The sequence below is a fragment of the Methylophilus sp. genome, assembly GCF_052437885.1.
Classification (GTDB): Bacteria; Pseudomonadota; Gammaproteobacteria; order Burkholderiales; family Methylophilaceae; genus Methylophilus.
In genome coordinates, this window is the sequence record NZ_JBQVPB010000013.1 from 25,152 (window position 1) to 46,765 (window position 21,614).

Below are 21,614 nucleotides of genomic sequence, written 5' to 3' on the forward strand. Positions count from 1 at the left end.
GCTAGCTTTTATCAAGTTTAGAAGGCAGTCGGCGTTCAAGCATAGGCAGCACCCTGGTATCAGGCGCATCGGTAGCAAACGTCAGCAGGCGTAATTTATACAAGGCAGCCGGCACCGGCGTCGAGCCCAGGGTAGACCATACCTGATGGGTGTCCTGCAGGCTGGGCGAATATAGATCGATGGCGATCTTGAACTCGCGCAATCTGTCCAGCGCATGCTCGGGTGCGTATTGCGTCAGTGATTCGCGCCTGACATTCACTTCGGTGAACAGCGCTTGCGCATGAAAAAACTGCATGGCGCGGCCCAGCATCAGCAAGGCCTGCGTATACGATGCATGCGTGGCGGTGAGCAATACCTGCAGATTCAATTGCAGAGGTGGGGCCTGATAAGCGTTGCCGCTGTGATTGGGGCCTGCGGGGGAGTTTCTCAGTGCGGCGTCTTGCTGGATATTCACCAGCGTCAGGTTCAGACACTCTTGCGTGGCTGATTCAGCACCTGTGGCAGGCGAAAACGGGCCGGAATTCAGATCGCGTAGTCCGGCAGGTGCGTGGTCGCCACTCATGCCATACGCTTCTGTCAGTTGATGATTCAACTCATTCACAATGATGGTCATGGCATGCGCGATCATGGCAATCTTTCCCGGATGGCTTCAGGGCATTATAGGGTGTTTAACAACATCCAGCGATGTCAGGTGGGAAAGAGATGCAATACAGCACGTATAACCCGGGGCCAGGCGAGCGCCCAAAATTAAATACCCATAGGAATGTCGAAATTCCTATGGGCAAGTCTTGCTCTTAGATGTGGCGAGTTGTAAGTCTTGTCTATCTAAGTACGCATTGCTGCTTAGTTAGCAACAACGATTTCATTTTTAACGGCGGTCACACCTTTAACGCTCTTGGCGATTTTTTCTGCTTTTTGTGATTCAGCTTTTGATTTAGCATTGCCTGAAAGTTGTACCAGGCCGTTGCTGTCAGTTTCAACACTGATATCAGTTGCGCTGACTACTTTGTCTTTGGCGAAAGCAGCTTTTACTTTTGTTGTGATCACTGAATCTTCAACTTTGGTACCCAATGAGTCACCATCAGCAGCAAAACCAGCCATAGGCAAAGCCAAAGCACTTACCAGTAATAATGATTTGATTGTATTTTTCATGATGTTTCCTTCTTGATTGGATTTAGGAGGTTCCATTATTCAAAAATCATGTCATGAAGTGTATACATCAAATTCTGATACTAACGTAGGAATGGGCTGACTCTAGGCCGTTTGATTGCAAGTGCAACTGCCTGTATTCTTGGCGGGTGTGAGTCACAGGCTCATCTGCATACCCACATCTGCACACCCTAGGCGCAAAGAAATCACTTATGCAACTGCATTTTTTATCGGCGTTAGCCATCTTTATCAGCGGCTATGCGCCGCTAGGCCTGATCCTGCTGATCAAGGATTTAAACGAGACCTCGTTCAGGTTCGAGCATCCGCTCAGGGCGCTGGTCATTTTTGTCATTTTCGCTCTCAGCGCCTTGTTTGCCTTGAGCGCAGCACGCAATATCAAGCAGGGCGTGTCTGTCAAAATCAGCAAAGTATCCAATAAGTCAGCGGATATGTTCACTTACACCATCCCCTACATGATGTCGTTTTACAAGTTCGATTTGGGCGACTGGAAACTGCTGCTCTGCCTGGCTATCTTCCTCAGCCTGATGTTCGTGCTGTCATACCGCACGCAAAATGTTTTCGTTAACCCGGTGCTGGCGCTGGCAGGCTATGGTTTGTACGATTGCCAGTTTAAAGACGGCACCCAGGAGCGGCAAGGTCTGCTGCTCTCAAAAACGCATTTTCAGGTTGGCGATTACTGCGCCATCAAACGCCTGTCTAGCCTGATGTATTTTGTGACGCAGGTGCAGGTTGCGGAGAATGCCAGTGAAAGGGAATAAAAGGGAAGGTGAGTAAACGTGCAAGCGAATAAACGTGAAGGGGAACAGAAGTGACGGATAGTGTGAAACTCACCATGCAAACACTACGCGCCACCGACTTTAAACATTGGCTGGCGACCTTTTGGCTGGTGAAACGCAAGCTTAGCCAGCAGCAGGCCAGGTATAGCGTGTTAAAGGTCGACACTGATACCAGCCTTGAGCAAAAGCTCAAACAGGCAGTCACCAGCAAGATACTGGATACAGACTACCAGCTGCAGGCATATGATTTTCTCACTGCCGACCAGGATAAGGGCTTGTTGACCATAGACTCTGCCGCCACTGACGTCACCCTGATCCAGGCCGAGATAGACAAGGGCACTGCCAACCAGAAGGTCGAGCAATACCAGGATCTGCTGGATAGCTGGGCGATGGTGATCAAGCTGGAGCATCAGGAGCAGGCAGTGTATGCCTACAGAAAAATCAATAAATTCAACCATTCCACCCGGCTGTCACATATTTCTTTTATCCAGTTTAAAGACAAAGAACTCAAAGACCTTGATGAACAGGCCATTTTCACTCTCGATACCCAGATTGATTTTTTCAGCTATCAGGGCACGACTTTCATCAGCAATAAAAGGGAATTCGAAAGCGCACTCAATTTCCGCGCAGGCATGGAGCAGAACCGCGATGTGGTGCTGCAGGAATTCGTCGATTTAAACATCTTCAGCGATGCGACCTTGCTCAAACAGCATATAGGCGCCAATCTGAACTACCTGCGCAAAGTCTCCTCCATCCAGAAAAGCGGCTACTATAAGGATGCCAAATTCATGGAAGAACTAGTCAAGGTGAATAGCGAAAAGAACTGGGGGCTGCAGGTTGAAAACGGCGTCATCGTCATTAACGAAGCATCGATAGAACTGGTGCTGACCTTACTCAATAACGGCAGGCTGGAATCACCGATCAACCACGAAGTGTTTGATGCGTCGGTCAAGAAAAAAGTCTCCTAGCCGCAAACCCATCTGATCATCTGAACGCATGCGATTACATCATCAAACCCTGGGCCAGGGTCAGCCTCTGGTCTTAGTGCACGGCTTATTCGGCTCTGCCGATAACTGGGGCAGCATCGCCAGACAATTGGCGCAGCACTATCAGGTCATCAGTATCGATCTGCGTAACCATGGCCGCTCGCCGCACAGTGAGACACAGACCTACCCTGAAATGGCTGATGACTTGTTGGCATTGTGCGATGCCCTCGCTCTGCCGCCTATCCATCTGTTAGGTCATTCACTAGGCGGCAAGGTCGCCATGCAGTTTGCCAGCCTGTACCCCGAGCGCATCAATAAACTGATAGTGGTGGATATGTCGCCGCGTGCTTATGCCGATGAACACACTGCCCTGATCGATGCCATGATGGCGGTAGATTTAAGCCAGTCAGCATCGCGCAGTGAGGTCGATAAAGCCTTAAGTCAGGGCATCCCCAACTCGATGGTACGCCAGTTCCTGTTGACCAACCTGGTGAAAGCAGAAGGGCAATTGCAGTGGCGCATAAACCTGCCTGCCCTTAAAGCCAACTACCCTTATTTTCAGGCAGCGCTCAACGTAGTCTTTGCAAAGCCGTGCCTGTTCATACGCGGTGAGCGTAGTCATTATATGCAAGAGACTGATATAGACCAGATCCGGCAGCACTTTAGCCAGGCCGAGTTTGTCGGCCTGCCCACAGACCATTGGGTGCATGCGGAGCAACCGCAATTATTTATACAGGCAGTAGAACGGTTTTTGTAGTTGTCGCCTTGCTTTGCTACTCTCAAACCGGTCGTTAAGCACAGGTTCGATAACGCCGTTGATTTCAAACTGAACTGCTAGTATTCTTCGGTGATAAAAAATGTAAGACCACGTATGTATCTGCTAGGTGGTTGAATAAAAAATCAATAATAAGGATAAAGCATGCCTCATCGATTTTCCAAGTTTAAAACCTGGTTGTTTGTTGCAATCGCCTCGCTGCTGGCCAGCTGCGTTTCCGTTGATCAGATGCAACAGAAACTGGCACAATCAAGCGCACCTCAGGTTGCCAGTGTCGCCGAAATGACTTATACCCCGCTGAAAACAGGGGTGGAGCAAACAGTGCTCTTCGGTGAAAAAACACCGACATTCCAGTTTCAGCATGGTAAAGGCTACTACGCCGCATTTGAACTCACAGAAACCGGCAAACCCAGGCTGGTGAAAGTCAAAACCTACTGGAGTCATGATCACCTGCCTTCCGCTTCTATCCTGGTGCCGAATTTACTGGTACTGGATAAAAACAAGCAGCAGATCGGCAAAATTGAAAACTACCGTCTGGATACCGACTCCAGTCTGTTAAGTGGCCTGACCTATTACGCCGACCTGCCAATACCGGCCAATGCGGCCTACCTGGTTGCTTTTGCAGCAACCACCCACTCGGAAAAGATCAGCGCATATTCAGGCGATGGCACTGAATTCATTTTGCCGCTGGCACCGGCAGGTAAGTTCCTGATCTCTGCAGGTGAGTCGTTGCCACTGGATGCTGATTTTTCTAAAGCCCTTATCAAAGACTCGTTCAAGTCGCATGCGGTCGATAAAGTCGACTTTTTTTATGTTGAAACGATAGCTGGCAAATCTATCAAAAATAGCCGCATCAACTCAATAGAGGTGAACCGTGGCAAAGGTGCCCGCATTTATCCTGCATTGATCGACCGGCAGGTATCAGCCAATAAACCGGTGACATTAGGCCTCGCCGCCAAAACGCAATATGGCGCCCCGATTCAGGAATTGTTCAAAAAGGTCTACCAGGTAAAAGGCGAGATCACTTTCACTCCGCAAAAAGATAAGAAATACGTTGTGAAAGGGCAGTTGGCTGAAGGCGCTGCTTCAGTATGGCTGGAAGATGCAGAGACTCACCAGGTGATGGATAAAAAGATCGTCGGTGATGGTAAGTAAAATGGGAAAAAAGCAGTTGGCCAACGCATTTTGTTAGCCAACTGATTTATTTCCAGCTCGGTAAATCTATAATTTTTGCCTGAATTTCCTGATTTTGTGCCGGTTGCCGCAAGTCGCCATGCTGCACCATCTCTGCGCTTATGGCCTTAGTTCGCGTCGTAAAACCACGCCAAGCTTTCGACGCTTTCGTGTTTTCTGATCAACGCTTATATCACTAGGCGCAATCAATTCGCTATCCTGCAATCGCTCAGTGAGCAGATATTTCCAGTTCCATACAATATTTCCTAAGCTTAAACGTCTACACAGCATGGATATACTTTTAGAAAATAATTTACTCATGGCCCAGCAAGATTCTGTGATCACAGAAACATTCAATAAAGAAAAAGCCAGGCTACGGAATTTCATCCGCAAACGAGTACCGAATGCCGGTGACGCGGACGATATTTTGCAGGATGTGTTTTACGAGTTTGTCTCGGCTTATCGCTTGCCCGAGCCGCTGGAACAGGTCGGTGCCTGGTTATTTCGCGTAGCAAGAAACCGCATTATTGACCGTTTTAGAAAGCAAAAGCAGGAAGTCACCCTGGAGCAAGACGAGGATGACGATGCACTCTGGCTGGAAGCTATACTTTCGATTGAAACCGAAACCCCGGCGTCGATATACGAAAGAAAAGTGCTGGTTGAGCACGTGATTGCAACGCTTAATCAGCTACCAGGTGAACAGCGGCAAGTGTTTATCGCTCATGAGTTAGATGGCAAAAGTTTCAAACAAATTGCCGCAGAAACCGGTGTTTCTATTAACACCTTATTAGCAAGAAAACGGTATGCAGTGACTTTTCTCAGAGCGCAACTGCAAACCAGTGACCAATCATATTAATGTCTGAATTATTGGAGAGATGAATGAAAAGTTGTAAAAGTAAATGTGCTGCCATCGCAGTGTTTGTAGTAGCCGCAATCGCAGCCTTGTCTTATGTGGTCATGCTGTTGTGGAACAACGTAGTCGTTTCATTAGCCGATGGCATTCACGCTATTGATTACTGCCATGCAGTCGGGCTGTTGATTCTGAGCAGAATTCTTTTTGGCGGATTCAGAGGCCGTCACGGGCATCATAGGCATTGCGGTGATGGAGCCATGTCTGCAGATGAACAAGAGAAGGTTCGTTGTGGTTTATTCAATCGCTTTAAGTCTAAAAGGGATGCGGATTAATTCCATCAAATAATTTAATTGTCGAAAGGTTTAAACAAAAACGGCTTCAAGTAATTGAAGCCGTTTTTAATTGCGGGGGCCTAACTAAGAGGCGAGATGCAGCGACTCAATTTCTTCTGTAGCTTTTGAAATTAGGCAAAAAATTAGCCATTCATTTTAAATAATGGCTAATCTAATATTTGATAGCTAAAACAAGTGCTGGAACTCTCTACCTCAAAATTAGCGTTTCAAAGAATAGCTACTAATGATCTGCAACTATGTTCTCCAAGGATGCTTAGGCACATCACAGACACCAGCGACATTGACACCCGCTTGTGCCACTAAATGATCGTTTTCTACCGTATCCCCGCTGACGCCGATGGCGCCTATCAGCATGCCTTCTTCATCCACGATCGGTAGCCCGCCGGGGAAAGTGATCAGGCCATCATTGGAGTGTTCTATGCCATATAAAGGCGAGCCTGGCACTGAAAGTTTGCCGATCTCGCCCGATGGCATGGCAAAGTAACAGGCGGTTTTCGCTTTTTTGATGGCAATGTCGATACTGCCTACCCAGGCATCATCCATTCTTGTGAAGCTTTTCAGGTTGCCGCCAGAATCCAGCACCGCGATACACATCTTGACGCCTATCTGTTTGGATTTCTCAACTGCTTTATCAATGATCTCTTGTGCGACTTCAAAGCTTACGTGCATTTGTTTTCCTAATTTTTTGAATGGAACAAATACGACTACGGCTGCCGATTTAAATTCATTGAAAGTTTCATTGAGACCCCAGAAACGGTTCAGGTTGTTTTAGAAAAGCCATCATAAAAAACCACCCGAAGGTGGTTTTTGTGACAATGCTGATTAAACCTGATTGAGTTTAAACAGGGTTGAGTACTGGATTGCCCCAGTCAGTTTGAAAGCGGCGGGTGTCTTCATCATTTCTTGAGTTAACACCGATCAAAATTCCGCCATCTTTAACATCAGCTTCATACTGCTTTAGAGTATCTTCCGGGATGCCCCAGCCAATCAATGCGCCGACCAGACCGGCGGTCACGCCACCAGCACCAGCCCCTGCGATACCAGCTGCCAGAGGGCCAGCAATGACTAAGCCCAAGCCTGGTAAAACAATCGCTGTACCAACGGCTGCCACTGCCGCGGCAATCGCACCTGCGGTTGCACCAAGGGCGCCGCCGATAGCAGCACCTTCAGCCGCTTTGCTGCCAACTTCTGTTTCTAACGTGGCATGTTTTCCGTAATAGCGCTCACGCGTTTCTTCGGACATGATGACATTAATTTCATTTGCGGTATAACCCGCTTCAGTGGCAGAAACATAGGCGCGCTCTGCACTGTCTTGATCTCTGAATAAACCGGTCACTGTAGTCATGTTCGTTCTCCAAAATGATTTTTTATTAGAGCGACCAGTTTAGGCAACGGTATTGGGTGTGACGAGTGTGATTATTCTGATTTGACTGTAGGATAGCGCTTCAACGAAATGGCGCCCATCGAGTAACGCAATCTGTTTTTAATTCAATCACTGGTGATGTTAAAGGCTGCAGTCAGATCACTCTCGCCATCGCTAGAAGTTTTTCTCTATGTGAGTCGGGTAACTGGTTGGGGGTAAAAGCGTATATGGCGACGTCTAGCAACTGTTCCAGTTGATGCTGGATCTTGCCTATATCATCTGTCATGAACTCGTAAGTGCGGTCCACCACGATCTCCAAGAATGTTTCATCCAGATCATAACCTTTTAAATCATTGAGAAGGATTCGAGGAAACAGAGCGTGATTCTTCTCAACAATGGCGATGATTTCCAGGCGCTTTAGTTTTATTTTTGCCGATAGCTTCATTCTCAGTGTTTACTTGATCAAATCAATGTTGTATCACCTTTATGATTTTAGAAGCTGAGGAATGTTCACTTTCTGGCAATTCTTTGGTCGCCAGCGCCATTCTTTAAGTGCGCGATCCGCTGCAACAGACTGCAGGCAGAACACGTTATTGTTCTGCTGAAGGCCACCACTTAGGCAGTAGTTTTTTTATTTTGGATTGATGATAGCGGTCGTCCATTAAATGGATCACTCCCGTGTCATTGGTGGTGCGTATCACGCGGCCGGCGGCCTGTACCACTTTTTGCAATCCGGGATACAGGTAGGTGTATTCATAACCCAGGCCAAATATCTTTTCCATTCTTAAGCGCATCTGCTCATTCACATCATTGATCTGTGGCAGGCCCAGGGTGGCAATAAAAGCGCCTATCAATCTGTCGCCAGTCAAATCGATCGCTTCGCCAAAGGAGCCGCCTAATACGGCAAAAGCGATGCCTTCGGAAGTGAGCGTGAAGTCATTCACAAACTGCTGTTTATCGCTTTCAGACATGACCCTGGCTTGAGCGCGCGTTGGAATATCGGGATATAAGCGATTGAACAATGCTTGCACGTCGTTCAGGTAATCAAAACTGCTTAGAAATAATATGTAATTGCCGGGCCTGTCTATGAACTGCTTGGCCACCAGATGCACTATAGGCGCATGTGAAGAATCCCGCTCTTTGAACCTGGTTGAAATGTGTCTGGCTACTTTCACCTGCAATTGCCTGGCATCAAAAGGGGATTCCACATCCAGAAAACTGGTGTTTTCAGGCAAGCCCAGCATGTCATTAAAAAATGAGTAGGGGCTTAATGTCGCGGAAAACAACGTATTTGAACTGGCTGCCTGAAAACGGGGAGTTAAATGCTTTGCCGGGATCACATTGCGTATGCATAGCGTCGCGTCCTGTTGAAACAGACCGACGCTGGTTTCGGTTTTAGTGATGTCAAATATCGAATGATCGCCAAATGTTTCAGCCAGTGTAGAAAATTGCAAAGCATCAAAATAGAAATTGAGCACTTTTGCATCATTGAAGGTCGGGTACTCTGCGAGGTAATCTGTGATTCTTGAAATAACCCGTTGTAGTAAGTCTTCAAACTCTTCAGGGATATATGGATAGACTTCATAACGCAGCGTCTGGCTACGATTCAATACCGCCCAGCTGACATTCAGTTTTTCCAGAACCCCTTTTAATGACTTTGGTGCCTGCGCCAGCATTTCGGTGAAAGCGCCATAATTCAGTTCTGCACTATACATTTTGCGTGAGCGCTCTATCATGTTGTGCGCCTCGTCAACCAGCACACTGACCTTCCATTCATTGAGCACAGTGCCGGCATAGAGCAAGGCATACAAGTCAAAATAGTAGTTGTAATCGCCAACGACCACATCACTCCAGTTAGCCAGGTCTTGCGATAGATAATATGGGCATACCTGGTGTTTAAGCGCGACTTGTCTGAGGGTGGCTTTATCCATCATGTTGCGTGCCAAAGCCTCATTTCTGGCTTTGGGCAAGCGGTCATAAAAACCATTTGCCAGCGGGCATGACTCACCATGGCAGGACTTATCCGGGTGCTCGCAAGACTTCTCGCGTGAGGTTAATTCCAGGGTCCTGATAGGTAAGCCGGGATTGCTTTTCTGAATCGTTCTGATGGCATTCAACCCTAACTCGCGGCCTGATGATTTAGCCGTCAGAAAAAACACCTTATCCAGTTTGCCTTCAGGCATTGCTTTCAATAAGGGAAAGATAGTGCCCAGCGTTTTGCCTATGCCTGTGGTCGCCTGAATCAACTGGTGGCGTTGTTTCATGGCCGTTTTATACACGGATTCTGCCAGCACTCTCTGGCCGGTCCTGAATTCAGGGTACGGAAAGGCCAGTCTGGATAACTCTTTATTCCTGTCGGCTCTATGTGCCAGTTCCTGTTCGGCCCATACCTGCAATTTGCTGCACAATGACTCAAAGAATACCAGCAAGCTAGCTGCCGAATAGGCTTCAACCAGCAGTGTTTCCTCTTTGGAAGTCACGTTGTAATACACCAGGGCAACGTTGATGGACGGCAGCTCTTTTTCCACACACATCAAATGCGCATACACCTTTGCCTGCGCCCAGTGCAATAGCCTGTGATTCTCAGGCATGCGATCCAGATGCCCTTTGTAGGTTTTAACCTCTTCCAGCTGATTGAGTTCAGGGTCATAGCCATCAGCCCTGCCACGCACAAAGATATTCTGATACTCACCCGTGAGGCTGATCTCGGTCTGATAGTAATGCTCACGCCGAAAAGCTACTGCCAAATGACCCAGCATGCCCTCTATGGCCGTAGGTGAGGGGGTGAAGCGCTGATCCAGACTGCCTGTTTTGGCCGTCAGTTCACAAAGCGTGCGCACAGAAATGACATACTTAAAGACGGCTTTAAGATCTTCTGATATTGCTAGATTGGCGACTAATTTAATGGCTGGCCTACTTTTGGGGATTGAGCGCTTTAGTGATCAGTGTTGATCATCCAGAACTAGAGGCAGATCCATCTCGATTCTTGCCAGTCTTTGCGCCATTTTGATTGTGGACTCGTCGAACAGGCTGATGTCAGTATCTGCGAGTGAGATCTGCCTGTATTTTTCCAAAGCGCTTTCAAAGGGCGACTCTTTAATAAATGCGATCAACTGAGAATAGCGATCCCTTTGTTTGGTGTCTTTTGGATGGTTTTGTTCGCTATGGAAATTTTCCAGATGCATGGAAAAACAGGCAATAAACTCCAATTCAAAACTGTTGGTGATTTCCATGCAGCGTTTACTTTGAAATATATTCAGATGAATTCAAGCTCACTATTCTAAAGCTTTTTAGGTCTGGTGTAGTGTTTAAGATTGCCGCAAGAAGTCATTGATCTTTAGTATCAAATGCATTCCAATGACATCTGACGGCGCAATTCAAGTGTGTTGTAGCTAAGCAGGAATAATTGCAGTCCTAAACTATTTAGCGTGCTGCGTGTTTGCTTGAGCCAGTTTGAAAGAGATGATCCAGATCAGTAAACCGATCAACGAAGTAGCCGCACCTATGCTACCAAACACGTTGTAACCCAGCCCATGGTCGATCGCCATGCCTCCCAGCCAGGGGCCTAAAGCATTCGCGGTATTTAAAGCGGCTTGAATCGCGGCGGCAGATAATACTTGGGCATCCCCGGCAATTTCCATCAAATGCGTTTGTAGCGTAACAGGTAGCGCCATCATGGTGCCTACGGCAACTGCTGCGATCATAATGCCCGGCAATGTGCCGGAAATAAGTGGAGTCAAAACCAACACGAATATTGACCACACGATCAGCAGGCATGCGCCTTTGAATTTCATGGCATCTGCGATTTTGCCACCTGACAACATGCCGATAATTGAGCCTATGCCAAAGGCGACTACCACCCAGGGCATATATGACTCGGAAACCCTGGTGACATTGACCAGAACCGGTGCCATGTAACTGAATACTGTAAACATGCCGGTGAAACCGAACACGCCTATGAATAAAACCAGCCAGATCTGCAGCCGATTAAAGGCTGCCAACTCCTCCATAGGGCTGGATCTTTTCTCGTTTGAATCCAAAGGGAGCGACTTGTTAACCATCAGCAATGTAATGAATGCCAGCACGCCTACTAATGCAAAGGCCAATCGCCATGTGAATTGTTGCCCCAGCCACACTGCAAGCGGATTGCCCACCAGTATGGCGACGGCCAGGCCTAGCATGACCTTGGTGACGGCCATGCCTTTTTGTGCAGGCGGGCTGATAGACGCTGCCACTAAGGAGGCAATGCCGAAATATGCGCCATGTGGCAGGCCTGAAATAAATCTTGTGATCAACAGAATGCCGTAAGTAGGGGCAAGCGAGCTGGCAATATTGGCAATGGCGTACATCATCGCGAGTAGCAGCAACAGGTTTTTTCTTTTGAGGCCTGCACCAAAGATAGCCAGCAAAGGTGCGCCAACCACCACGCCTAAAGCATAAATGCTGATAGAAGTGCCAACCTGGGATTCCGATACGCCTAATCCGCGGCTGATCTCAAGCAGCAAACCCATGCTTGAGAATTCGCTGACACCAATTGCAAATGCGCCTATGGAGAGCGCAAAAATAATAAGATTTTGCCTGGCTTTAGAGAGCTGGATCTGAGCGGCTGAGGGATTCGACATGAACTTGTTTAAGGATTTAAATAAAATGCGATTGCCAGCTTACTTAATCTTGATGACTGTAGTTGGTAGGCATACCTACATGCATCAAGACAAAAAAATAAGCCATTGACGTTAAATCAATGGCTTATTTGAATTTTGGTGGTGAAAGAGGGACTTGAACCCTCGACCCCAGGATTATGAATCCTGTGCTCTAACCAGCTGAGCTACATCACCATTTGAAAGACCGCGATTATAGCAGTTGTGTCTGGCGACGACAACATTGGTTTATATAGTTTCGTGGTCTTTTCGGTTAATTAGACATTAAACCTGAAGTGCATGACATCGCCATCCTGCACGATGTATTCTTTGCCTTCCAGACGCATTTTGCCGGCTTCCTGCGAGCCTTTTTCACCTTTGTATTGCACGTAGTCGTTGTAGGCGATCACTTCGGCACGGATAAAGCCGCGTTCAAAGTCGGTGTGGATGACGCCAGCAGCTTGCGGGGCAGTGGCACCTTTTTTCACGGTCCAGGCGCGAACTTCCTGCACGCCGGCGGTAAAGTAGGTTTGCAGGCCCAGCAGATCATAGGCGGCGCGGATGACGCGGTTGAGGCCTGGCTCTTCCTGGCCGAGTTCTTCCAGAAACAGCAGTTTGTCTTCTTCCTCCAGTTCGGAGATCTCGCCTTCGATTTTGGCGCAGATGGTGACGACCGGGGCTTTTTCGGTTTTTGCCAGGGCCAGCACTTTGTCCAGGTGCGGGTTGTTTTCAAAACCGTTTTCGATCACGTTGGTGATGTACATGACTGGTTTGACGGTGATCAGGCACAAGGGCTTGATCAGGTTGAGTTCGTCGGCATCCAGGTTCAATGTGCGTACTGCTTTGGCTTCGTTGAGGCAAGGCAGCACTTTATCCAGCACCTTCACCAGGGCGATGGCTTCCTTGTCGCCACTTTTGGCTTTTTTGCCTTCGCGCTGCAGAGTTTTTTCTACGGTTTCCATATCGGCCAGCGCCAGCTCGGTGTTGATGACTTCAATATCGGCCAGCGGGTCTACCTTGCCGGAAACGTGTATGACGTTGCCGTCTTCAAAACAGCGCACGACGTGGGCGATGGCGTCGGTCTCGCGAATGTTGGCAAGGAATTTGTTGCCCAGGCCTTCGCCTTTGGAGGCACCGGCGACCAGGCCGGCAATATCCACAAATTCCACGATCGCTGGTTGTACTTTTTGCGGTTTGACCAGGTCTATCAGCGGTTGCAATCGGGTATCCGGCACTTCAACGATGCCGACGTTGGGTTCTATGGTACAGAAAGGGTAGTTTTCTGCGGCGATACCGGCTTTGGTGATCGCATTGAACAGGGTGGATTTGCCTACGTTTGGCAGGCCGACGATACCGCATTTCATAATGGAGTGACTTTCAGTATGTGCTGCCGCGCAAGTTTTTGCGGCTGGCATTGAATAAAAGTGATATTTTACCGTTAGTACACAAATACAACAAAAGTATCTTGCAATCGCCCGGTATTATGAGGGCGGCAGGCAGGTTTATTACAATATACATCGCATGAGAGTGGGGGCATAATAAATGCTGTCATGCATCTTCCTGGATAAGGATGAGAAATGTTTCTTTTCGATATGGCATCGCTGCGGCAGCTCCTAATGTCGCGCTGGATCGCCGGGGTGATCTTTTCAGGGGCGGTGCTGACCACGTTTTTGCTGTGGATGAGCGAGCGCCACCATGCTGAGGAATTACAGGAGATCCAGTTCAGGCAACTGGTGATCTCTGCCAGCGAGGAGATACACCACCGCATTGATGCTTATCGCCAGGTGCTTAAAGGTGTAGAGCAGCTCTACACTTCCTCCGAGCATGTGTCTGCCTATGAATTCAAGCTGTATGTCGATGATTTTACTGAACGGCCAGAGAGCGGCAGTTTAAGCGCCATCGGTTTTATCAAATACATACACCTGCAACACCCCGATACCTTTAAACACCTGGATATGCCTATACAGCAGTTGCTCAGGCAGGGGAGGTATGCGCCCGGCGCCGAGGAAGTCGCCCCGGTCTTATATGTAGAACCGCGCAACAATAACAACCGCGAAATATTGCTCAAAGATACTTTTGACAATGCCTTGATACGTGACGATCTGCTGACGGCTGGCGATAGCGGGCAGCTGGTGATGTCTACGCATTCTATGGTGGATACGCTTAGCCCCACGCAGAAAAACTATGTGCTGCATGCCCCGGTGTATCGCGGCAAGCGGATGGAGATCCCGGCGGGCGCGCGTAGAAGCATGTTGAATGGCTGGGTTTTCTTGCGTTTTGATGTCAGCGCTTTTTTGCACGAAGCCCTGCAAGCGACCGAGCAGCAACAATTACATTTTGATGTGTTTGACCAGATGCGCGGGCGCGGGCAGACCCCGTTGTATCACAGCCAGGACGAGCTGAGTTTGCATGATATCTCGGCGATTTACAGCATGTCGCATGCGCTGAATATCAATGACCAGGTGTGGAGCCTGCGCGCCCGTTCCACCCCTGCGTTCGAGGCAGCGATCGATTACAGTGATGCAAACCGCATCGGTTTGCTGGGCATCTTTCTGAGTGCCTTGCTGGGCGGGATCGCCTATTTCGCCGTGACGCGCAGCCAGACCCAGCTGGCGTTAGAGAAATTCAACCAGGAATTCAACACCAGCGAGCAGCGCTGGATGCTGGCGCTGGAAAGTACCGGTGATGGCCTGTGGGATTGGTATGTGCCTGAATCGCGCATTGTGTATTCAGACCGCTGGAAAAGCATGCTCGGCTTTTTGCCGCATGAGTTCGATCATCAGCCCGCCAGCTGGCATAAACGGATCCATGAGGACGACTACCCGGCGGCGATGGCCATGCTGCAACAGGTACTGAGCGGCGAGCGCGACCATTATGCGATGGAATATCGCATGGCGTGCAAAGACGGCAGCTGGAAATGGGTATTTGACCGTGGCATGGTGTTCAAGCGCGACGAAGATGGCATGTCCATACGCCTGCTGGGTACCCTGGCCGATATCTCCAAGATCAAGCAGTCAGAAGAGGTGATCTGGCAATACGCCAATGTCGACACATTGACCGGGCTGCCTAATCGCCGCATGTTCTTTGAGCGGCTGGACCAGCAATTGCGGCAGGTCAAACACAATAATCACAAAGTGGCGATCATCTTTCTCGACCTCGACCGTTTTAAAGAAGTGAACGACTCGCAAGGGCATGACCAGGGCGACCGCCTGTTGCAACAGGCCGGGCAGCGCTTGACGCATTGTCTGGATGAGAATGGCCAGGTCGCGCGCCTGGGCGGCGACGAGTTTGTATTGATGCTGAGCAATGCGCATGCCGGCTATGTAGAAGATCTGGCGCAGAAAGTCATTGATAGTTTATCTGAGCCGTTCAAGCTGGAGCATACGCACGCCTATGTGGCCGCCAGCCTGGGTATCGCGATCTTTCCCGATGACGCCAGCAATAAAGATGACCTGATGAAGCGGGTAGACCAGGCCATGTATGCCTCCAAGCAAAAAGGCGGTAATTGCTTCACCTATTTCACGCCGCGCATGCAGGAGCAGGCTGAGCGGCGCATGCAGTTATCGCATGACCTGCATATGGCGATCAACGGCCAGCAGTTCTTTCTTGAATATCAGCCGGTGGTGAATCTGCAAACCAATGCCGTGCTCAAAGCTGAAGCCTTGATACGCTGGCGACACCCGGTCAAAGGCGTGATCCCGCCCATGGAGTTTATCTGTATTGCGGAAGATACCCTGCTGATCGTACCTATAGGCGAATGGGTATTCAAGACTGCGATCGAGCAGTGCCGCCAGTGGCGCACAGCGTTGAATCCGGATTTTCAGGTGGCGATCAACAAGTCGCCGGTGCAGTTTGCTGCTGAATATAAAAGGCAGCGCGACTGGTTAAAAGATATTCTGCATGGCAGCAGTGAGCGCAATATGGTGGTGGTTGAGATCACCGAGCGGTTATTGCTGGATGCCAATACGCAAGTCAGCGAGCGGCTGGCGAAATACCAGCAGGCGGGTGTGCAGGTGGCACTGGATGATTTTGGCACCGGCTATTCTGCCTTGTCTTACTTAAAGAAATTCCCCATCGATTATGTCAAGATAGACCGCTCGTTCGTCGGTGAACTGGGCACTTCAAGTGAAGACGAGGCCTTGTGTCGCGCCATTATCATGATGGCGCATAGCCTGGGCATGCAGGTGATCGCCGAAGGCATTGAAAACCAGCGCCAGCTGGAGATACTGCGTGACATGGGCTGCGACCACGGCCAGGGCTTTTATTTCTCGCGGCCATTGCCGCCTGATGATTTTGCCGCCTGGGTGCAACAATGGCAGCAACAGCCTACCGGCGTGACCATGCGCTGACATTAGCGGTTAAGGTATAGGTTTTAAATCGTGACTTAGACAGATACTATGGCCACTGACTATGGCAAAAGGGCGCACATTGCGCCCTTTTTTATTTGCTGTGCAATTGCAGCATGGCTTTTTCAAACTGGCCTTGTGCGAGCAGGTCAGTCACGCTGGTGGATTTGATGATGCTGTCATCAATCGCCTGCTGTTCATCTTTACCCGCCGCTTTCAGCACAAAGTTCACCACTTCTGCCTTGTTGCCAGGGTGGCCTATGCCTATCCTCAGGCGCCAGTATTCTGGTGTACTCAAGGCAGCATGGATATCGCGCAGGCCATTATGCCCGCCATGGCCGCCGCCAAATTTCAGCTTGGCCTGGCCCGGTGGCAGGTCCAGCTCATCATGAACCACCAGGATCCCGGCCGGGGTGATCTTGTAATAGTTGGCGATGGCAGCTACGGATTTGCCGCTGGCATTCATAAAGGTGCCCGGTTTGAGCAGCCATTTATCACTGTGCGGAGCCCATTTGCCGGCAATGCCAAACAGCCTGGCCTCGGCAGTCAGCCGGCTGGACGATTGTTGCGCCAGTAAGTCGACCAGCCAGAAGCCGGCATTGTGCCTGGTCATGCTGTATTTTTCGCCCGGATTGCCCAGGCCTACGATTAATCTGATGCCGCTCATGCCCTTAGTCTTTAATCATTGAGTCTTTGATCATTAATAATGTGCTGCTCTAAAAAAGCGTCAGCCATAAAAAAACGCGCACAAGGTTGTGCGCGTTTATTTTAGCGTTAAATCGCCAGTATGGCCGATTATTCCGCTGCTGGTGCTTCTGGTGTTTCAGCTGCCGCTGAATCGTCACCACCGCGTGGTTTCAGAATCGTTGCGATCGCTGCGTCGTCACCGTGTGCCAGTTGTACGAACTCAACGCCTTTAGGCAGTTTAACTTCGGACAAGTGTACTGAGTGGCCTGTTTCCAGGTTGCTCAGATCGATCTCGATAAACTCTGGCAGGTCTTTTGCCAAGCAGCTGATATCAGCTTCAGTCTGAATGTGAGAGATGCTACCGCCACCCAGTTTTACGCCAGGCGCTGCATCTTCATTCACAAAGTGGAACGGCACTTTAACGTGGATTTTTTCTGAAGCAGACACACGCTGGAAGTCGATGTGCTGAATCGTATTGCGCACCGGGTGCAGTTGGTAGTCACGCAGTAACACGCTTTCTGCTTTGCCATCCAGAACCAGGCTCAGGATAGAAGCGTGGAAAGCTTCGTGGCGGAACTCCAGAAACAATGCTTTGTGATCAAACTCGATGGAGACAGCAGGCTTGTCACCACCATACACTACACCTGGCACACTGCCAGCGCGACGCAGGCGGCGGCTCGCACCCGTACCTTTAACGTCACGTTTGACGGCTTTAATTTCGATACTCATTTGAGAACTCCTAAAAACACCATAAATGGTGGCACTACACTAAAATCCACCCGCCGCGACCAGCTGGTGGTGTAAAACTAAGCTTTAAATCCAGGCCATTTAATTTGATTTATGGATTCTTAATCCAGGCCATCTTATCTGATTTATGGATTCAATCCATAAATAATGAAGAAACCGATTCTTCCTGGCTGATACGTTTGATGGTTTCTGCCAGCAGGGTGGCAGCACTCAATTGGCGTATCTTGGGGCAATTCTGTGCATTGGCATTCAGGGCGATGGTGTTGGTCACTACCAGCTCATCCAGCTCGGAAGCCATGATGCGCTCGCCTGCACCGCCGGATAACACCGGGTGTGTGGCGTAAGCGACCACTTTTAACGCGCCCTGGTTTTTAAGCGCAGCGGCGGCTTCACACAGGGTGTTTGCCGTATCCACCATATCATCCATGATGACACAGGTGCGGCCTTCGACCTCACCAATGATATTCATCACCTTGGCCACGTTGGCTTTCGGGCGACGTTTATCGATGATCGCCAGGTCGGCATTCAACTGTTTTGCCGCAGCGCGTGCACGTACCACACCACCCACGTCCGGTGACACTACCACCAAGTTCTCATGCTTTTGTTGCACCAGGTCATCCAGCAGGATAGGCGTGGCGTAAATGTTATCCACCGGGATATCAAAAAAGCCCTGGATCTGGTCTGAGTGCAGATCCATGGTCAGCAGCCGGTTGACACCGACGCTGGTCAGCATGTTGGCCACGACTTTGGCGGTGATCGCCACCCGGGCAGAGCGCGGGCGTCTGTCCTGACGCGAATAACCTAAATACGGGATCGCTGCGGTGATACGTCCGGCCGATGAGCGACGCAATGCATCTACCATCACCATCACTTCCATCAGGCTGTCATTGGTCGGGTAGCTGGTAGATTGCAGCACGAATACATCGCGGCCACGTACATTCTCCAGCAGCTCGAGCATGATCTCACCATCTGAAAAACGGCCAACATCTGCGCGCCCTAGTTCAATGCCCAAATGTGTGGCGACTTCTTGTGCCAGTACCGGATTGGCATTGCCGGTAAAAACCATCATGTTGGCGTTACTCAACGTTGTACCCTTTTCAGCGAAAACGATGTCTTAAAACCCGAATTCCTGTCAAGAGACAGGAATCTACAAAAAATTTAAGCGTGTAAATCGTTAAATCTACACGCTTATATTTGGCTGAGGAGGAAGGATTCGAACCTTCGCATGCCGGAATCAAAATCCGGTGCCTTAACCAGCTTGGCGACTCCCCAAAAACTTGTCTTACAACCGCTTTACAGGCCGGGCGACTTAATCTTTCGCCGAGCTGAAAAGCGGATGGTATTTTAACCCTTTTGCCCAAAAACCAGAAGTGTTTTCTGGTCTATTTGCAATCAATTCATCTGCTTTTTCTGCGCTGTCTACCGCAATGAATACTGAAGCGCCGGAACCACTCATGCGGGCATCGCCGTATTGTTTTAACCAGGCCAACGTATTGTTAACTTCAGGGTAGAGTGCGCAAACGACTGCTTCCATATCGTTTCTGGTTTGCTGCCAGAACGCGCTGGAATTAGCGCCGTTTGAAAAGTCCGCTATTCTCAATGGTTTTGAATCTCTTGTCAATGCTTGATGTGCAAATATTTCTGCCGTTGGAACCTGTACCTGCGGGGTGATCACCACGTAGTATTTATCCATGATTTCGGGCGCTAAGGCGACCGCAGACAGCTGTTCGCCTACGCCTTCTGCCCAGGCCGGCTGGCCGAAGATAAATACCGGCACATCGGCACCCAGGGTCAGGCCTATCTGCATCAGTTGCTGGCGGCTATAGCCTAATTGCCATAATTGATTAAGGGCCAGCAGCACAGTCGCCGCATCCGAGCTGCCACCGCCCAGGCCGCCACCCATGGGGGTGCGCTTGGTGCAATGGATCTCTGCCCCCAGCTGGCAGCCGCTTGCTGTCTGCAAGGCACGCGCGGCACGTATGATGAGGTCATTTTCCGGCGCTACGCCAGTCAGCGGGTTTTGCAGCAGCAGTTGCCCGTCGCTGCGCAGCCGGATATGCAGGTCGTCGCCGTGGTCCAGCAGCAGGAAGATGCTTTGCAAGGCATGGTAGCCATCTGCACGGCGGCCGGTGATATGTAAAAACAGATTGAGTTTGCACGGGGCGAAAAATAGGCAGGCGTCCATGCCGCTATTGTAAAGCATGCGTGCGCAGTTAAAGCATCAATGTAGTGACTGCTATTCCAGGATCATGCGGCCCTGGCTATCCTGTAGCGGGCGCAAGTTAGGTTCGCCTATCGCCTGCTGCAGACTGGTCAGTTGCCCTTTGGATATTTTCAGTGCTTCTTTCATGATGATCCACTGTACGCCTTCGGTGCAGGGCGGCGAAGTCAGCGAGCCGGTATAGCGGTAGTAAGCCGGTTTTGCCGGCATCAGGTCTGCCGGTGTGACGCGGATAGCCAATGCCTTGCTTTGCTCTTTTTCTTTAGGAATACTGTTCAGCAGCGTGTCTATGGTGCTGTTGGCCGCGCCTTCTTCCAGCATCACGGCAATGATCACGCGATGGCCGGCTTTGTCCTCATGCACCATCTGCAGTTCTGCGGCATAGGATTTCTGTTTGATCTGGTGCTCGGAAGGCGCATGCACGCTGATGTATTTCAACTGGTATGGCTTTTGATCCAGCACCATCATGTTGCCGCTGCCCGCATCCAGGATCAGGCTATGATCTTTGAGCGCGATGTTCTTGAGCGGGAATTTCTGCAAGCGTTTGATAGGCTTGAGCGCTGCGGTAATGGTGTTGTCTACATTGATAGGTGATTGCTGGCTGCCAGCGTTACACACGGCATAGTCAGGGTTCAGGCTGCCCCATTTCTCGGGGCCGCGGGCACCACTATAGGCCCAGGATTTATCCTCTTTATCGCCTTTGCCCGGTTTGTCTTTGCCAGGCGCTGCCGCAGCTGGCTCAGCCTTTTTAGTCGCAGGGTCTTTGCTTGCAGGCGTTGTGGCTGCAGGTTTTTCTGTGTCCGGCTTGCTTGCGCTGGCATTCTTGCCTTGCGCTTTTTCCTCTGTCTTGTCCGCAGCGCTGGCCTCGGCCGGCGTGGCGGCGGCTGGCTCGGCTACGCTGTTAGGCGCCGCCGGTTTATCTTTATCGCTGGCAACGGCAGGCTGGATAGGGTTGGCGGCACGCTTGGCAATGGCTTCCGCGCGCTGTTTTTCCTTGGCTTGCCATTTGCAGGCATATTGCTGGGTGATCTCTACTTCGGAATCAGGTAATGGCTCTATGAAATCCGCCTGTTTAAGGCTGGTGCCTGCGGAATAGACCAGCTCGCCCTGATCGTACTGGAATACCTGTATGGTCGCGGCTTTACGCTTGGCGCAGTCAAAATACCACAAGGCTTTGGCGTGGTTATACACACGGTCTACCGATTCCACATTTTTCTGTGGCTGGCTGTAATCCACTTTTACCCAGGCTTTGATATAGGCTTTTTCTTCCACCAGCGATTGTTTGTCGACCATCAGCTGGTTGTTATCTGTTTTTTTGATAGACAGCCATTGCGCGGCTTGCACATCCACAGGGCGCAGGCAGGCGACTATCAGCAGGCTGGAGGCTAGCCAAAAACGGGAGTAAGTGAGTGAAAACAGATAACGGCTCATAGTGCCATTATCGACAGCTGGTGCTGAATCTTTAGTTAAAAACGCAGCCTATCACGGCAAGCCATATGCAGCCTGGCCTGGTGGCTGTATCCGATG

General features: G+C 50.0%; 21 protein-coding genes, 2 tRNA genes and 1 pseudogene. 7 read left to right on the forward strand and 17 right to left on the reverse strand.

Annotation, left to right across the window (positions count from 1 at the left end):
- Position 1 precedes the first annotated feature (1 nt).
- A complete protein-coding gene (locus tag ACT6RZ_RS12630) occupies positions 2 to 628 on the reverse strand; it encodes a DUF4255 domain-containing protein (RefSeq protein ID WP_444702457.1) in 627 nt (208 codons plus the stop codon).
- A gap of 215 nt (positions 629 to 843) precedes the next feature.
- Complete coding sequence (locus ACT6RZ_RS12635; protein WP_444702458.1) at positions 844 to 1,152, reverse strand: BON domain-containing protein; 309 nt, start codon at positions 1,150 to 1,152, stop codon at positions 844 to 846.
- A gap of 209 nt (positions 1,153 to 1,361) precedes the next feature.
- On the opposite strand from ACT6RZ_RS12635, the gene ACT6RZ_RS12640 reads away from it, so the two are divergent.
- The 4 genes from ACT6RZ_RS12640 to ACT6RZ_RS12655 all read left to right on the forward strand — a co-directional run bounded on the left by ACT6RZ_RS12640 (position 1,362) and on the right by ACT6RZ_RS12655 (position 4,862).
- Positions 1,362 to 1,928, forward strand: a complete 567-nt coding sequence (locus ACT6RZ_RS12640; RefSeq protein ID WP_444702459.1) for a hypothetical protein — start codon at positions 1,362 to 1,364, stop codon at positions 1,926 to 1,928.
- Positions 1,929 to 1,978: 50 nt separating this feature from the next.
- Positions 1,979 to 2,914 carry a Kiwa anti-phage protein KwaB-like domain-containing protein gene (locus tag ACT6RZ_RS12645; protein WP_444702460.1) on the forward strand — a complete coding sequence of 312 codons (936 nt, stop codon included), beginning with the start codon at positions 1,979 to 1,981 and terminating at the stop codon, positions 2,912 to 2,914.
- Positions 2,915 to 2,942: 28 nt separating this feature from the next.
- Positions 2,943 to 3,689, forward strand: a complete 747-nt coding sequence (locus tag ACT6RZ_RS12650; RefSeq protein WP_444702461.1) for an alpha/beta fold hydrolase — start codon at positions 2,943 to 2,945, stop codon at positions 3,687 to 3,689.
- A 162-nt stretch (positions 3,690 to 3,851) separates the two neighbouring features.
- On the forward strand, positions 3,852 to 4,862 hold the full coding sequence (locus ACT6RZ_RS12655) for a hypothetical protein (RefSeq protein WP_444702462.1): 1,011 nt from the start codon (positions 3,852 to 3,854) through the stop codon (positions 4,860 to 4,862).
- Positions 4,863 to 4,928: 66 nt separating this feature from the next.
- Here the strand turns inward: ACT6RZ_RS12655 and ACT6RZ_RS12660 are convergent.
- Positions 4,929 to 4,994, reverse strand: a pseudogene (locus ACT6RZ_RS12660) (CGNR zinc finger domain-containing protein); the annotation flags it as partial.
- 175 nt (positions 4,995 to 5,169) lie between these two features.
- On the opposite strand from ACT6RZ_RS12660, the gene ACT6RZ_RS12665 reads away from it, so the two are divergent.
- Both ACT6RZ_RS12665 and ACT6RZ_RS12670 read left to right on the forward strand, forming a co-directional pair.
- Positions 5,170 to 5,736, forward strand: a complete 567-nt coding sequence (locus ACT6RZ_RS12665; protein ID WP_444702463.1) for an RNA polymerase sigma factor — start codon at positions 5,170 to 5,172, stop codon at positions 5,734 to 5,736.
- Positions 5,737 to 5,759: 23 nt separating this feature from the next.
- Positions 5,760 to 6,065: a hypothetical protein gene (locus ACT6RZ_RS12670; protein WP_444702464.1), complete on the forward strand. Its 306-nt coding sequence runs from the start codon at positions 5,760 to 5,762 to the stop codon at positions 6,063 to 6,065.
- Between the two features lie 255 nt (positions 6,066 to 6,320).
- Here the strand turns inward: ACT6RZ_RS12670 and ACT6RZ_RS12675 are convergent, their stop codons facing one another.
- From ACT6RZ_RS12675 to ychF, 8 genes are all read right to left on the reverse strand, one after another.
- Positions 6,321 to 6,755: a GlcG/HbpS family heme-binding protein gene (locus ACT6RZ_RS12675; RefSeq protein WP_018985971.1), complete on the reverse strand. Its 435-nt coding sequence runs from the start codon at positions 6,753 to 6,755 to the stop codon at positions 6,321 to 6,323.
- Between the two features lie 169 nt (positions 6,756 to 6,924).
- Entirely contained in the window at positions 6,925 to 7,431 is a 507-nt protein-coding gene (locus tag ACT6RZ_RS12680; protein WP_444702465.1) for a hypothetical protein, read from the reverse strand.
- A gap of 172 nt (positions 7,432 to 7,603) precedes the next feature.
- Positions 7,604 to 7,894, reverse strand: a complete 291-nt coding sequence (locus ACT6RZ_RS12685; protein WP_444702466.1) for a nucleotidyltransferase — start codon at positions 7,892 to 7,894, stop codon at positions 7,604 to 7,606.
- Positions 7,895 to 8,039: 145 nt separating this feature from the next.
- Positions 8,040 to 10,196 (reverse strand): ATP-dependent DNA helicase, encoded by a 2,157-nt coding sequence (locus ACT6RZ_RS12690; RefSeq protein WP_444702467.1) that lies wholly within the window; start codon positions 10,194 to 10,196, stop codon positions 8,040 to 8,042.
- Positions 10,197 to 10,391: 195 nt separating this feature from the next.
- On the reverse strand, positions 10,392 to 10,682 hold the full coding sequence (locus ACT6RZ_RS12695; protein ID WP_444702468.1) for a hypothetical protein: 291 nt from the start codon (positions 10,680 to 10,682) through the stop codon (positions 10,392 to 10,394).
- Between the two features lie 186 nt (positions 10,683 to 10,868).
- Positions 10,869 to 12,071: an MFS transporter gene (locus tag ACT6RZ_RS12700; RefSeq protein WP_444702469.1), complete on the reverse strand. Its 1,203-nt coding sequence runs from the start codon at positions 12,069 to 12,071 to the stop codon at positions 10,869 to 10,871.
- 136 nt (positions 12,072 to 12,207) lie between these two features.
- Positions 12,208 to 12,284 (reverse strand) — tRNA-Met (locus ACT6RZ_RS12705).
- An 80-nt stretch (positions 12,285 to 12,364) separates the two neighbouring features.
- Complete coding sequence (gene ychF, locus ACT6RZ_RS12710; protein ID WP_444702470.1) at positions 12,365 to 13,450, reverse strand: redox-regulated ATPase YchF; 1,086 nt, start codon at positions 13,448 to 13,450, stop codon at positions 12,365 to 12,367.
- A 252-nt stretch (positions 13,451 to 13,702) separates the two neighbouring features.
- Between ychF and ACT6RZ_RS12715 the strand changes: the two genes are divergently transcribed.
- Entirely contained in the window at positions 13,703 to 16,435 is a 2,733-nt protein-coding gene (locus tag ACT6RZ_RS12715) for a bifunctional diguanylate cyclase/phosphodiesterase (RefSeq protein WP_444702471.1), read from the forward strand.
- Positions 16,436 to 16,526: 91 nt separating this feature from the next.
- On the opposite strand, the gene pth is transcribed toward ACT6RZ_RS12715, so the two are convergent.
- The 6 genes from pth to ACT6RZ_RS12745 all read right to left on the reverse strand — a co-directional run bounded on the left by pth (position 16,527) and on the right by ACT6RZ_RS12745 (position 21,518).
- Positions 16,527 to 17,099 carry an aminoacyl-tRNA hydrolase gene (gene pth, locus ACT6RZ_RS12720; protein ID WP_444702472.1) on the reverse strand — a complete coding sequence of 191 codons (573 nt, stop codon included), beginning with the start codon at positions 17,097 to 17,099 and terminating at the stop codon, positions 16,527 to 16,529.
- Between the two features lie 128 nt (positions 17,100 to 17,227).
- Positions 17,228 to 17,848, reverse strand: coding sequence for a 50S ribosomal protein L25/general stress protein Ctc (locus tag ACT6RZ_RS12725; RefSeq protein WP_444702473.1), 621 nt, complete (start codon positions 17,846 to 17,848; stop codon positions 17,228 to 17,230).
- A 151-nt stretch (positions 17,849 to 17,999) separates the two neighbouring features.
- Positions 18,000 to 18,935 (reverse strand): ribose-phosphate pyrophosphokinase, encoded by a 936-nt coding sequence (locus ACT6RZ_RS12730; protein ID WP_444702474.1) that lies wholly within the window; start codon positions 18,933 to 18,935, stop codon positions 18,000 to 18,002.
- A 126-nt stretch (positions 18,936 to 19,061) separates the two neighbouring features.
- Positions 19,062 to 19,138, reverse strand: a tRNA-Gln gene (locus tag ACT6RZ_RS12735).
- A 37-nt stretch (positions 19,139 to 19,175) separates the two neighbouring features.
- The gene (ispE, locus tag ACT6RZ_RS12740) at positions 19,176 to 20,051 is read right to left on the reverse strand and encodes a 4-(cytidine 5'-diphospho)-2-C-methyl-D-erythritol kinase (protein WP_444702475.1); all 876 of its coding nucleotides are present in this window, start codon (positions 20,049 to 20,051) and stop codon (positions 19,176 to 19,178) included.
- 51 nt (positions 20,052 to 20,102) lie between these two features.
- Positions 20,103 to 21,518, reverse strand: coding sequence for a carbonic anhydrase (locus ACT6RZ_RS12745; RefSeq protein ID WP_444702476.1), 1,416 nt, complete (start codon positions 21,516 to 21,518; stop codon positions 20,103 to 20,105).
- Positions 21,519 to 21,614: the final 96 nt, after the last annotated feature.